The organism is Zhongshania aliphaticivorans (assembly GCF_001586255.1).
GTDB classification, from domain to species: domain Bacteria; phylum Pseudomonadota; class Gammaproteobacteria; order Pseudomonadales; family Spongiibacteraceae; genus Spongiibacter; species Spongiibacter aliphaticivorans.
Genome location: NZ_CP014544.1, coordinates 1,504,373 through 1,517,540 on the forward strand (window position 1 = coordinate 1,504,373; position 13,168 = coordinate 1,517,540).

The window sequence follows — 13,168 nt, forward strand, 5'->3', positions numbered from 1 at the left end:
TTAATGATGTTCAGCGTTGATGCATGGATTGTTTTGGGGGTCATTTCTGCCTGCCTAGTGGCCTTAATATTTAGCCGTCGCCCGCCAGATATGATCTTATGCGGTGGCGTTGTGGTCTTGCTATTGCTCGGGGTGTTATCTCCAAAAGAGGCGTTAGCGGGGATGTCGAATGAGGGCATGGTCACGGTTGGCGTGCTGTTTATTGTTGCTCAAGCGCTCTCTGAAACCGGTGTGGTCAGTTGGATTTCGCATAGTATGTTGGGCCGGCCAAAGTCGGCGCGGGTAGCCCAGCTTCGTCTAATGGCGCCAGTGGCGGCCTTTAGTACGATTCTCAATAACACCCCCGTTGTGGCGATGATGATTCCTGCGGTACGAGACTGGGCAAAGCGCAATAATTTGCCTGTTTCTCAGTTGATGATTCCCCTTAGCTACGCCGCGATTGTCGGCGGTACCTGCACCTTAATTGGCACCAGTACCAATTTAGTCGTTAACGGTATGTTGCTGCATTCGCTTCCAGAACAAGCGCTAGGTATGTTCGATCTGGCGTGGGTCGGCTTGCCATGTGTTGTTTTGGTTATTGGCTTTACCATTTTAACAAGCCGTCGCTTGCTCCCGTCGAGCAAAGGAAAATCTGAGCGTTTTGGCGATACCCGTCAATATATTGTCGAAATGATGGTGGACGACAGTAGCCCTATGATTGGCCAGTCGATTGAGGAAGCTGGTTTACGGCAATTGCCCGCCATGTTCCTTATTGAAATCGTGCGTGACGAGCGCTTAATGACGGTGGTTTCACCCAAAGAAATTCTAATGGCGGGGGATCGCCTGATCTTTGCGGGTGATGTGCGTTCAGTGGTGGACTTGAAAAATTTCCACGGCCTGCGTTTAGCTGAAGATCAGGCCTTTAAATTAGGCGAAAATAATTTATCGCGCTGCTTGGCCGAGGTGGTGATATCACCGAACTTTCCCCACTTGGGGCGTATGGTTCGGGACATGAAATTTCGGAACAATTACGGTGCGGCGATTATCGCGATCTCCCGCAATGGTGAGCAGCTTAAGGGCCGAATTGGTGATGTCGAATTAGAGCCAGGTGATACCTTGTTGCTTGAGGCCTATGAGGATTTTGTGCCAAACCAGCGTTATTCAAGGGATTTTCTACTGGTTAGTGAAATAGAAAACTCGCGACCAGTGCGTCATGAGCATCGTTTCCGTGCGGGTATTATCATGGTTGCAATGGTTGCGGTTGTTGCCGTTGGTTGGTTGTCGATGCTCAAGGCCGCTTTTCTCGCGGCGGGGCTGTTGGTAGCTACTCGCTGTATTCGTGCCGCCGATGCGCGTCGGAGTGTGGACTGGCAGATTTTACTTGTCATTGCCGCATCGATAGCTCTGGGCGGTTCGCTGGAATCTACCGGTGCGGCTGCTGTTATTGCAGGGGAAATTGTAGGGGCTGCGGCGGGTTCCCCTATCGCAACCTTGGTTGCAATTTTTGTTGTGACTACATTATTTTCAGCAGTGATCTCAAATTTGGCTGCGGCGGTGATTGTATTTCCCATCGCATTGGCGGCGAGTCAGCAGCTTGAGGTTAGCATGTTGCCTTTTGCGGTCACCTTGATGATGGCGGCCTCAGCGAGCTTTGCGACACCTATTGGCTACCAGACCAATCTTATGGTTTACGGCCCAGGCGACTACCGTTTTAGCGATTTCTTTAAAATTGGGGTGCCGCTCACTGTTCTGGTGGGGGTGACGACTATTCTGATTGTTCCCTTGGTCTGGCCATTTTGAGACGGGCTCTTAAGAAGCGTAAACCTCAAACCTCGGTTTAATCGCAGCGTAGCTCGCTTAATTTTATGACTTGATTGCGCTTGCGTAGCATGGCTTGGTCGGCAATAACGACGCTTGTGTGCTGCGCTGCAAAGCCATTTTCCGCCAAAAATTCACAAATGTCTTTAGCGTAATTTTTGGCATTAGTTTTGTCTTTGTCGACTGCAATCAATAAGGCGTCGTGTCGAAGCCACATTGCATCTACTGGGCTTTTACTCGCCGCGGTTTCAATGGCTCGCTCGATTTTTTTGTGAGCATTGCTAAATTCAGGACCCGCCTGCGCTGGCAAAATTGTCAGACCACTGCTCAGTAGCACAATACTTATCGTTGTACTGAAAATGGCACTTTTGGGTTTCCACATGGGGCTATTCAGCATTGATTTATTCGCAATAATAACAAGGGTAGTCAGCGGTGAGTATAGCCCAGTCTCCGCAAAAATGGCTAAGGCGGATGTTGTTCAAATAAAGCGGCTTCGATTCAGCCTGCATGCTGGCGATGTAATTGCTGCGTCATTTGGCTGCGCGTGCTGGGGCAGGGTTTAATGTCATCACCACTAATACATTGATTTGCCGCACTGTGTAGTTATACTGGCTTTGCTTACTCTACAATAAAAATAAATGTGCGTCTGGAGTCCTTATGCTTAAGCGCTGTATCCCTAAATTTCTTAGTAGTGCCTGTTGTGCTGCTTTACTGCTTCTACCATCTACTCTTCATAGTGCTGTACTAGAAGAGGTCATTGTTACGGCGCAATTGCGTGAGCAAAGTCTCCAAGATGTGCCGGTTTCAGTCAGCGCGATGTCGGGCGAGAAAATGATGGAGGCGGGGCTAAATAAGATTCAGGATCTTCAGGCTTATGTGCCGAATCTGACCATGTCCGAGAACGGCATTGGAACAGCTATTTATATTCGTGGTATTGGTTCAGGTATTAATCAGGGCTTTGAGCAGTCAGTTGGTATGTATGTCGATGGTGTTTATTATGGTCGAGCTCAGCTTGCTCGCGCGCCCTTTCTAGATCTTGCTCGTGTTGAAGTACTCCGCGGGCCACAGAATATACTCTATGGTAAGAACAGCATCGCTGGCGCGATCAGTATCATTACCGCTAGACCCAGTGATGAGTTTGAAGGCATGGTGTCGGCCGTATACGAGCCGGAATACGATGAACAGGTTTTTGATCTCATGTTGTCGGGCCCAGTTTCCGATACGGTGGGTTTACGTTTTTCGGCGCGCAAACGTGAATTTGGCGGTTATGTTGAGAATCTCACCCTCGGTCGCAATGAGCCTCACAGCGAAGAAGAAACCTTGCGCCTGAAGCTGGTGTGGGACGCCGCCGACGATCTAACAGTGACGGTGAAAGGAGAAGTCGGGGCATTCGACGTCCTGGGTCGTCAGGTAGAAATAATTGATGACGGCGCGTCAAACAGCTCTAACCCCCTATTTGCTGGGCGGACTTATGCCGAGATCACTGATGACACTCAAGTGCCTGGTGTATTGGCTATTGATAGCCATGATTCCGTGCGCAATAACCATCAAGATTTCAAGCGTTCCTCAAATGGCGATTATAGTTTCAATGACACTTTAAACTTCACCCTGAGCGCAGATTGGCAGCGTGATGAGCACGTGTTCACGGCTACCACGGCCTACGTGGCTTATGAGTATGATGACCTTTGTGATTGTGATTTTACCGCGGCGGAAGGCTTTAAGCTGGTACTGAAGGAAGAGTACGAGCAGATCAGTCAGGAGTTTCGCTGGATGTCGCCGCTTGGTCGGGATTGGGAATACATTGCCGGCCTTTATTTTCAGAAAAATGAGCTGTATTTTTTCGATAGCATTATTGTTGATTCCGATCTCATCGTGCAGTTATTAAATGCGGCTGATGCAACGGAAGGTGGCGCGCGAGGCGATCGTGACCCTAATCCGCTGGCAAGCTCGCCAGAGGAGATCGTTGGCATTGGTGACGCGGGGAATGCGATCGCCAATTTGACGTCGCCGCGCAATTTTAACAGCGACTCGATGTTGGGCTCGGGCTTTATGCAAGCTACGTGGAATATGCGTGAAGATTTGCGCTTGACCTTGGGTGGTCGCTATTCCTATGAGAAAAAGACCGGCAGCCGCAAATTCCGCTTTGGCTATTTAGATTACAGCGAGCGTCCCTTTGGTGAGACCGATACCGTTTCGGCTATTAGTTTTGCGGCCGAGCGTCACGATCTCAAGGGCGACCGGCAAGAGTCGCAGTTTTCGCCGTCGATTAATCTGCAGTTCGATTTTAGCCCGGATATCATGACGTATTTAACATGGAGTAGGGGATTTAAATCCGGCGGCTTTGATGCGCGCTCAAACGCCTCGCCGAGTGCTGATCCGGTGCCACAAAATCCCAATGCGCCAGCTGATATGAGTCCTAGGCCGGTATTGATTGGTACTTTCGAATACGAGGAAGAGGAGGCCGAAAGTATAGAGCTGGGCGCAAAGATGTCGCTGTTCGACAGCGCGGCTGAGCTGAATGTTGCGCTATTCAATACGCGTTACGATAATCTTCAGGTTAGCGTTTTTGATGGAACCTTGGGGTTTAATGTGGGTAATGCGGCGAGCGCGATTACTCGGGGCGTGGAGTTGGATGGCCGCTGGCAAATCACTGAGTCGCTGATGTTAGCGGGTGCGCTGGCATTGTTGGATTTCGAGTTCGAAGACTACCAAAATGGCCAGTGTCTTGCGGGTCAGCCGCCGACTGCGGCCGATGGTGTCAATTGTGATTACTCTGGAAAAACCAATCAGTATGTTGCTGACTGGGCGGGAAATGTGTTGCTGGCGTGGCGAGCGCCGCTCACCGCTACGCTTGGTATTGGTATTAGCTTGGATGCCATTTTCACCGATGATTACAACCCGTCGCAGAACCTCGACCCGGTGGTTGCTCAAGATGGTTATGTGAAGTGGAACGGCCGTATCGGCATTGGCGCTTTGGATAAGCGTTGGGATGTTGCCTTAGTCGGTAAAAATCTGACAAACGAAACCATTGTCACCTACGCGAATGATACTCCTACGTCGTATACCATCTTCGGTTCAAAAGGGCATTATGCCTTTTTGGAGGCGCCTCGGAGCATCGCCTTACAGGCGAATTACCACTGGTAGCCAAAAGGCTAGGTTGACCTCTATTTACCAGAGGTTGGGGGTAAGTCCACGAGCGCGGCATTGATAATTTATGTTTGCGCTCCGCCGTACATCTCGTCGTCAGGCAGGCATGTTCAGCTGGCAAATAATCCGCTAGTGCCGACCACGGCCAAACCCAGTAATAAGGTCCAGATGCCAACGGCCAGTAAATCAAAAAGAATGTATTTTAGAGCACTGTAGCCACTGATACCGGTTATGAGTGGAACAATACTCCGGATTGCGGGAATTATTCGCCCTATTAAAATAGCGCCCCAGCCGTAACGACGAATTAAAGTTTCAGCGCGTTCAATGTGTTGTCGATTTCGTCCTGCAAAAGCGGTGGTGTGGAATGCTGGGCCGATCCACCGTCCAATCCAATAGCCACTTTGGTCGCCAATTGCTGCACCGGCAAACGCGAGCGGAAGTAGCTCTTCGATGCGAATAAGCTGCTGTGTGTAAAGAAACACTGCGATGCTTAGTAGTACTGCGCCGGGGATAAATAGACCTATCCCTACGGCGGCCTCAAAGCAGGCGAGGCTAAACACCAAATAGTGGCTGTAGCTGGGGTTGTCACTTATCCATGCAAGAATGGCATCCAAGGCATTCTCCTTTGTCGCTAATCACGCAGTGTGCACCGAGCTGATTTTGCTCACAAGTAGTAATAGGGGAGTGTGAGTTATCGCGGTGACATTTTTATAGGACAGGGCGGTGAGGTATTTATTGTTGATGATGCGACCATATTGATGGCAGGCAATTGAACGTAGAGCTGGAGTCCAGATGCAAAAAAGGGCCTACCTTTCGGTAAGCCCTTTATTTGTTTGGCTCCGCCTGCTGGGCTCGAACCAGCGACCCAATGATTAACAGGCTGGTTTGATGAGTTGGTTGAAGTGAGTTTAGCTTAGTTATCAATAGCTTGCAATCGGGTGGGTGGGCTCGGATTGGGATGGTTTTGTTAGTAAGTGTGCTCAGAGTGTGCTCAAGCACACCGCCAAAACTATGTAGTAAAGTCGTGGTACTCAACTCCTGTTATTCTCCTAGCCCACATAAATCTTAAATAAGCGGCTGTCCGTGTTACATCCTTAACCTCATTCATGCGGTGTAAGCTTGGTGTTTAGCGCGTAGTAAACGATTCAGAAAACTGTTCGCATTACTCGTCATTTCGTTCGCTAATAGCTAGGTCTTCTGAAAAATGGCTGCGGAGATGATATTGCGATAGAATCTCTTGCATAATCAGTAATCGCGAACTATTTTCTGAAGATGCGAACTGATTTCAGATCGCTATAGGTGCAAATGGACAACTATGAGAACAGTTATAGGCTATAGCTGGCTTAAAGAGCAATACCAACTTCCCGTAATCGATCTATGGCAACATTGTTATATCGATTCTAGTACGCGTGGTCGTACGCAACAGGATCTAGGTACGCATCGTATCCAGTTATTTGAAAAGCGATATCAGCCTGACAATAGTTTAGTGGGCCATCTTCAGTTTGCTTTGCGTTATGAGGGGGTCAACTTACAGTTGCTCGCTTTACTGTTTCCGGCCATCGCAACCGAGCCGTTGGTAGATTGGATAAGCCAAAGCCCCAACTCTGCCTATGCGCGGCGAGTGTGCTTCCTGTACGAATGGTTATGTGCAAGTCAGTTACCAATCGATGAACCAGTAACATCTCGCCCCCGTTATGTAGATGTGGTTGATACCGAGCTTCAGTTTGGCTCAGGTGTTTCCCAGCGGGATACACGTTATCGCGTAGTGAATAACTTGCTCGGTACACCTGACTTTTGTCCGATGGTGCGTCGAACCAACTTCCTTACGGATATGATTAACAAAGACTTGCGGCAGCGAACGCGAGAGACCTTGGCTCAGTACGATCAAGATCTACTGCGCCGGGCGGCAGCATTTTTGTATTTAAAGGAAACTCAGTCTTCCTTTGAAGTAGAGCGTGAGAAGCCCTCTGCAGATCGGGCTCAGCGCTTTGCAGACCTGTTACGCGAAGCCGACACCAGCTTAGATGTTACAGAAGACCGATTAGTAGAGTTGCAGCAAGCAGTGGTTGATGCGCGATTCCATGAGTTTACTTGGCGTCAGCAACAGAATTGGGTGGGCAGAGATCTCGGCTACAGACAACAGATCGACTTCGTACCTCCGCGACCAGAAGATGTTCCCGCCTTGATGATGGGCTTGCAAGAAACCTCCGCACGCGCAAGGCTGCTTAACTTTGTGCAAAGTACGGTTGGCGACGGTATCGTCTCAGAAGCGGAAAATGAGGCGATGCGGCTCAAATGTGATCCAGTCGTATATGCTGCAATTATCGCCTTTGGTTTCGTGTTTATTCATCCATTCATGGATGGTAATGGCCGTATCCACCGCTACTTGATACATGATGTATTGGCTAACGCCGGGTTTACTCCCAAGGGAATTGTCCTACCTGTTTCCGCAGTAATTTTAGCGAATCTCGATGAATACATAGAGGTGTTGGAGGCTTTTTCAAAACCGATTAGGGCGCGCACCCATTATTCGCCAGATACACCGGATATTCATGCAGTGGGTAATGACGCCGTGTACTTCCGTTTCTTTGACGCAACGGAGCAGGCAGAGTTTTTATATAAAGCCTTAGAGCGCACTGTTGAGCAAGATCTACAGCAAGAGATAGACTTTCTCCTTGGTTTCGACAAAGCCTGTCAATCATTGAATAAGCTGCTCGACTGGCCTGCTCATAGTCTTGAGCTATTTGTGCGGGTAGTGCATCAAGGCGGCGGCCGGCTTTCTAAAACCAAGCAGCAAAGTCACTTTCATTGGATGACCGCAGAAGAGATTGCCAGTGGAGAAGCGCAAGTTCGTCAGTCCTTCGGTATGGCGGCAAGTTAAGTGGTGGGTATATGCAACATGTGCTGGCGCGTCTGCGTTTATTTAGGTGTTGGTTTTTCTTTCATTACTGAGCATTCTTCATGCACACTAAACTCACCGTGAAAAAAGATAATTAACCATAGTTTCAGCAGTAAGCCGCAGTTTGTTGAAATCGATGTCTTGCCATGTCAAGCCAAGCAGCTCTCCCCGGCGGGCGCCGGTAGTTAGTGCGAATAAGACCAGCAAATGTAGGCGGTCCCAGTGGGACTGTTCGGCGACGGCCAGCAATCGCTTTTGCTCTTGTGGAGATAAAAAGCGATTCTTGGCCGGGTTTTCTGAAAAGCTTGAAACAAACTCGCTGTTAACGGGGTTGGAAAATCGCAGCCGCTTGAAGACAGGATGTTTATTGAACTCTATAAACGCACTGGAGAGGTTGCTTTTATAGCGGTTGGGTGTGGAGCCCGTGAGTGGTTTGCCGCTTGGACCTTTGGCGGACAGGGCTATAAGAGCATCGTCGACATCTTCTGGGGTAATGTCGGTGACCAATTGCCCGCTAAATAGCTTCCGCCAATAGCTTACTCTGCCGAATGCTGAAGCGTCGCCTTTCTTGGCTACAGCTAAATAGTAATCGTCGATCCATTTGTCGAAGGTCGGCACCACGCAAGACAGTGTGCCCTTGCCGGAGTCAATTTGAACAGCATGTTCTAGTGGAAGCTCGCCTTTGTAAGCCAGTTTGCGAGCCAGTGCAGTATCCGATTCGACAGATTGCGCCCATTGTTTGGCTTTAGATTTTGTTGGGAAGGTGCCGTAGACAGGCTTGAGGTTTTTTAGGCGCACGATAGCCTGAAATTTTCCACTTTTCAGCTTGCGGATAGACGCCATAGAAGGTCTCCTTGGCACTTCTGAGAACTTGTGTGCTCAGAGTGTGCTCAGCGATAGTTAATGGGGTGCTAGCCAACCATCAAACAAAACCGCTTTGGAGACAAAAAGCGCCATAACTCAACGAGTTACGGCGCTTTAGATTTGGCTCCGCCTGCTGGGCTCGAACCAGCGACCCAATGATTAACAGTCATTTGCTCTACCAACTGAGCTAAGGCGGATCAGCTTCAACAGCTGAGGACGCGCATATTAAGGAGGTTTCCTAAGTGCGTCAACCCTTTGTCGAAGAAAAAGTTGTATTGGTGGTTTTCTGAACAAATTCCGCCGCTTAGCGCGAAGTGACGACTAGTTTGCAGCATCTTTGCGGGCGGGGAGGTAGAGGGGTACTATGGGTGGTTTTCTGCAGCGAGTGCCCGGTGGATGTCTAAACCTTTTCAAGTAGTGTCTAAATTCGCCCCAGCGGGCGATCAGCCTGCGGCGATTGCCGGCTTGATAGAGGGCGTGAACGCGGGGCTCCATGCCCAGACCCTACTCGGGGTGACGGGCTCAGGTAAAACCTTCACCATTGCCAATGTGATTGAGTCGCTGCAGCGGCCGACTATCGTTATGGCGCCGAATAAGACCTTGGCGGCCCAGCTCTACGGTGAGTTTAAAGAATTCTTCCCCAATAACGCGGTTGAGTACTTCGTGTCTTATTACGATTACTATCAGCCGGAGGCCTATGTTGCGGCTTCAGACACGTTTATCGAAAAAGATGCTTCGATTAACGACCATATTGAGCAAATGCGCTTATCGGCGACTAAGGCGCTGATGGAGCGCTCTGATGCGATTATTGTTGCCTCGGTGTCGGCGATATACGGTTTGGGTGACCCCGAGCTGTATTTCAAAATGATTTTGCATTTGGTGCGGGGCGAGCGAATCGACCAGCGTCAGTTGCTGCGTCGTTTGGCTGAGCTGCAATACACGCGCAATGATATTGCCTTTCAGCGTGGTACCTACCGTGTTCGTGGCGACGTGATCGATATTTTTCCCGCCGACAGCGAAAAAGACGCGGTGCGGGTGGAGTTGTTTGATGACGAAATTGATTCCATCACTGGTTTCGATCCCTTAACAGGGGAGTCTTTTGGGATATTTCCACGCGTCACGATTTACCCCAAAAGCCATTATGTGACCCCTCGGGATACTCTGCTTAAAGCGGTGGATTTTATAGAAGAGGAAATGCTTGAGCGACTGAAGCATCTTCGCGAGAATGATTTGTTGGTAGAAGCTCAGCGTCTTGAGCAGCGCACTCGCTATGATATTGAAATGATTCGCGAGCTGGGCTATTGCAATGGTATAGAAAACTACTCGCGCTATCTTTCCGGTAGAGAGCCTGGCGCAGCGCCGCCGACCTTGTTTGACTACTTGCCTAAAGATGCCTTGGTTGTGGTGGATGAGTCTCATGTGACGATTCCTCAGATCGGGGCCATGTACAAGGGTGACCGCTCACGCAAAGAGACCTTGGTGCAATACGGTTTTCGCCTGCCATCGGCACTGGATAATCGCCCCATGCGCTTTGAAGAGTGGGAGCGCTTGGTGCCGCAAATGATTATGGTGTCGGCCACGCCGGGCAATTACGAGGCAGAGCACTCTGCGCGTACAGTCGAGCAGGTGGTGCGGCCAACCGGTTTGATCGATCCGCAAATTGAAGTGCGACCTGCCACAACGCAGGTCGATGATTTGCTCTCTGAAATCACTAAGCGCACCGACGTGGGTGAGCGGGTGCTGGTCACGACGCTCACCAAGCGTATGGCAGAGGATTTGGCTGAGTATTTAGATGAGCACGGTATTCGCGTTCGCTACCTTCACTCCGATATAGATACGGTCGAGCGAGTAGAGATTATCCGCGATCTGCGTTTGGGTAAATTCGATGTGTTGGTGGGGATCAACCTGTTACGAGAAGGTTTGGATATGCCTGAGGTCTCGTTGGTGGCGATTTTGGATGCCGACAAAGAAGGCTTTCTGCGCTCCGAGCGTTCATTAATCCAAACTATTGGTCGCGCAGCACGTAACCTCAACGGCAAGGCAATTCTTTATGGCGACCGCATCACTGGCTCAATGGAGCGTGCCATTGGTGAAACCGAACGTCGCCGCGAGAAGCAAATCGCCCACAACTTAAAACACAATATCACGCCTGTTGGTGTTAAAAAGTCAGTAGAAGATATTCTCGACGCTGGCGCGATCCCTGGCTCAAAAGGCAAAAAGCACAATCGCCAAGACAATCGCAAAGTAGCTGAGCCTTCCGGAGACTACTTGCAGGATGCGGCGGTGATGTCGACAGCCGAACTGGCCAAGCTCCTTAAAAAGCTCGAGCAAGATATGCAAAAACATGCCAAAAATCTCGAGTTTGAAGCGGCAGCCAATGTGCGCGATAAATTATCAGAAATTAAACAACGGTTTTTTACCACCTAGGAAATCCGTATTAACTATTGAACTACACAAATACCGTGACTATAATGCGCGTCCTTTATAGGACTATAGCTCAGTTGGTTAGAGCGCTACCTTGACATGGTAGAGGTCCCCAGTTCGAATCTGGGTAGTCCTACCAAACATAAAAAAGGCCCGCTAAATAGTGGGCCTTTTTTGTGTTTGGTAGGTTATGTACGGAAGGAACCTCTTCGACAAATTGCGCCAGCAATTTGGACGACCTTTAGGTCGCCCGTAGGGTCAAAAGTGGCCCTAGCGAGTTTTGATCACTCATTGCGCCAGTAATTTGAACTAAGCCGAAAGCGCAGCCCCGCCGGGTTTCAAAAAAGCCACTAGGCTTTTTCAAGTAATCCAGCGCTTCGGTAAAGCCACGCACCAGAACGAACGCTACGCCGCGCTCTAAATCAGCGGCAGAAGAACATGCCTCCTACACAAACCTTGCCGTCACGGATATACGCTACTTCGTGTTCCTGCTCACCGGATTCATACTTTACAGCCACTAACAGCCGTCCTCCTGGGCACTCCAGCTTACCGTCTTCGCGTAGGGCAATGGCCCATGAAAAATTGACCTCTCTACCGGGTTCGTAACGTATCGCCTTGCCGCCGGGCTTGATGACCATGCGTGTGCCCGACTCGCCCTTGGGGGCGTTTCTAAACCAGTAGGTTCCCGCGATAGAGGGAGCGATGTCGGTACTCAACTTAACGCTGGTACCGTTAACCACCGTGTTGTGGCTGCGATTTGAGGTCAGCTTAAAACTGCTGCACAGCGGCGCTGCCGTTTTCGGCTTAGCTGCGCCAGCCATGCCAGCACTATTAAATCCCGACCCTGCCGACGGTATCATGGTGTTCGCGGCCGTCGATTCATCTGGTGATGACGGTGAGAACATCGCTGTGTTAGAGCCTGTTGCTGAAGCCCCAGAAACCGGCTTCTGAGCGGCTTCATAAGCAGCCACCTTCTGATCTACGATGGCTTGTAATTCCCTATTCCCTTCTCGAAAAATTTCATCCACTGAGCGGTTATCACCATAGCGGGACTGCATGCCCGCCAAGTTATCTGTCGAGCCGCTCAGTACGTCTTTGCTGTACGCGGTGATAAATTCTGACTTGGCGTCTGCTGGCATATCCGCTGAGTTCGCTAGCGCAGCGCCCGCTGCCAGCGCAAAGACTTTGTCCCAAGGAATACTGTTTTTTGCCTTGCGCGCTTGCTCCTGTTCTTTGCGACGTTTTGTACGTTGTTTACGCTCTTGGTAGCGTTCATATTGTGCGACCTCGGCTTGGTACTCCTCGTATATTTTTTCGATAGTTGGCTTATCAGAGGGCATCATATCCAGAGGTTCGGCCACCGAATATTCGCGCTGCACATAAATACCTGTCTCGCTCTCGTCACCAAGAGTCACTGTGCCGACAAAGAACAAGTTAAACGCGTCTTTCAGTTCGATAGGGCCACTGCCCTGAAGGTCGTCACGACCAGCCGAGCCAACAGTGGGGATGGCGATAAAATCACCCTGCAAGCTCACGCCGCTAGCAAAGTAATAAGTGCCGGAATCCGGTAGCGGTATGATTTTTTGGGTAAAGGGATGCTGGTAGTGCTTAAAGGTGCCGACAAAATAATCAGGTTCGCCGTAGTATGCGTCGCTAGAACGAAGAAAACCCTCAAGAATAAGGCCTTGCTCATCGTAAACCGACCGGAACTGTTGGCCGCGATAAGTCACAGTGTATTCCCCAGCCACAGGTCTGCCCTGCTGCCAACGGCCATGGTAGCTAAGGTTGCCATCACGGGTCTGCTTGGTGCCGACACCATTGATACAATCACCCCGTAGACACAGATCGTGTTCTGGGCAGGCAAACTCACCGTTGACCACACTGATTTTACACCGCTCCACAGGCATGGCGAGGGGCACGTAAGCCCAATGCTCGACATAATGTCTAACAGCAATGGTTTTGGCCATACTCGGGGCTGCCAGTAATAGCAAAGCAAACGCCGTTATCAAGGTGCAGGAAATTCGATAAATAGCCATT

Annotated in this window: 8 protein-coding genes and 2 tRNA genes; 5 read left to right on the forward strand and 5 right to left on the reverse strand. The window is 50.1% G+C overall.

Features of this window, described 5'->3' with window-relative positions; all coding sequences use genetic code 11:
- Positions 1–3 precede the first annotated feature (3 nt).
- On the forward strand, positions 4–1,779 hold the full coding sequence (locus AZF00_RS06585) for an SLC13 family permease (protein WP_008247162.1): 1,776 nt from the start codon (positions 4–6) through the stop codon (positions 1,777–1,779).
- A gap of 37 nt (positions 1,780–1,816) precedes the next feature.
- Here AZF00_RS06585 and AZF00_RS06590 read toward each other — a convergent pair whose 3' ends face one another.
- Complete coding sequence (locus AZF00_RS06590; RefSeq protein ID WP_008247164.1) at positions 1,817–2,194, reverse strand: hypothetical protein; 378 nt, start codon at positions 2,192–2,194, stop codon at positions 1,817–1,819.
- Between the two features lie 260 nt (positions 2,195–2,454).
- Here AZF00_RS06590 and AZF00_RS06595 point away from each other — a divergent pair, with 260 nt between their 5' ends.
- Entirely contained in the window at positions 2,455–4,941 is a 2,487-nt protein-coding gene (locus AZF00_RS06595; RefSeq protein WP_008247165.1) for a TonB-dependent receptor, read from the forward strand.
- Positions 4,942–5,054: 113 nt separating this feature from the next.
- Here AZF00_RS06595 and AZF00_RS06600 read toward each other — a convergent pair whose 3' ends face one another.
- Positions 5,055–5,558 (reverse strand): DedA family protein, encoded by a 504-nt coding sequence (locus AZF00_RS06600; protein ID WP_008247172.1) that lies wholly within the window; start codon positions 5,556–5,558, stop codon positions 5,055–5,057.
- A gap of 701 nt (positions 5,559–6,259) precedes the next feature.
- Between AZF00_RS06600 and AZF00_RS06605 the strand changes: the two genes are divergently transcribed.
- Complete coding sequence (locus tag AZF00_RS06605) at positions 6,260–7,825, forward strand: Fic family protein (RefSeq protein ID WP_008247174.1); 1,566 nt, start codon at positions 6,260–6,262, stop codon at positions 7,823–7,825.
- Between the two features lie 93 nt (positions 7,826–7,918).
- On the opposite strand, the gene AZF00_RS06610 is transcribed toward AZF00_RS06605, so the two are convergent.
- Positions 7,919–8,686 carry a tyrosine-type recombinase/integrase gene (locus tag AZF00_RS06610; protein WP_008247176.1) on the reverse strand — a complete coding sequence of 256 codons (768 nt, stop codon included), beginning with the start codon at positions 8,684–8,686 and terminating at the stop codon, positions 7,919–7,921.
- Between the two features lie 142 nt (positions 8,687–8,828).
- A tRNA-Asn gene (locus tag AZF00_RS06615) sits at positions 8,829–8,904 on the reverse strand.
- Positions 8,905–9,103: 199 nt separating this feature from the next.
- Here AZF00_RS06615 and uvrB point away from each other — a divergent pair.
- Positions 9,104–11,134, forward strand: coding sequence for an excinuclease ABC subunit UvrB (uvrB, locus tag AZF00_RS06620; protein WP_008247178.1), 2,031 nt, complete (start codon positions 9,104–9,106; stop codon positions 11,132–11,134).
- 59 nt (positions 11,135–11,193) lie between these two features.
- Positions 11,194–11,270: transfer RNA gene (locus AZF00_RS06625), tRNA-Val, on the forward strand.
- 283 nt (positions 11,271–11,553) lie between these two features.
- Here the strand turns inward: AZF00_RS06625 and AZF00_RS06630 are convergent.
- Positions 11,554–13,167 carry a hypothetical protein gene (locus AZF00_RS06630; RefSeq protein ID WP_040802657.1) on the reverse strand — a complete coding sequence of 538 codons (1,614 nt, stop codon included), beginning with the start codon at positions 13,165–13,167 and terminating at the stop codon, positions 11,554–11,556.
- Position 13,168 lies beyond the last annotated feature (1 nt).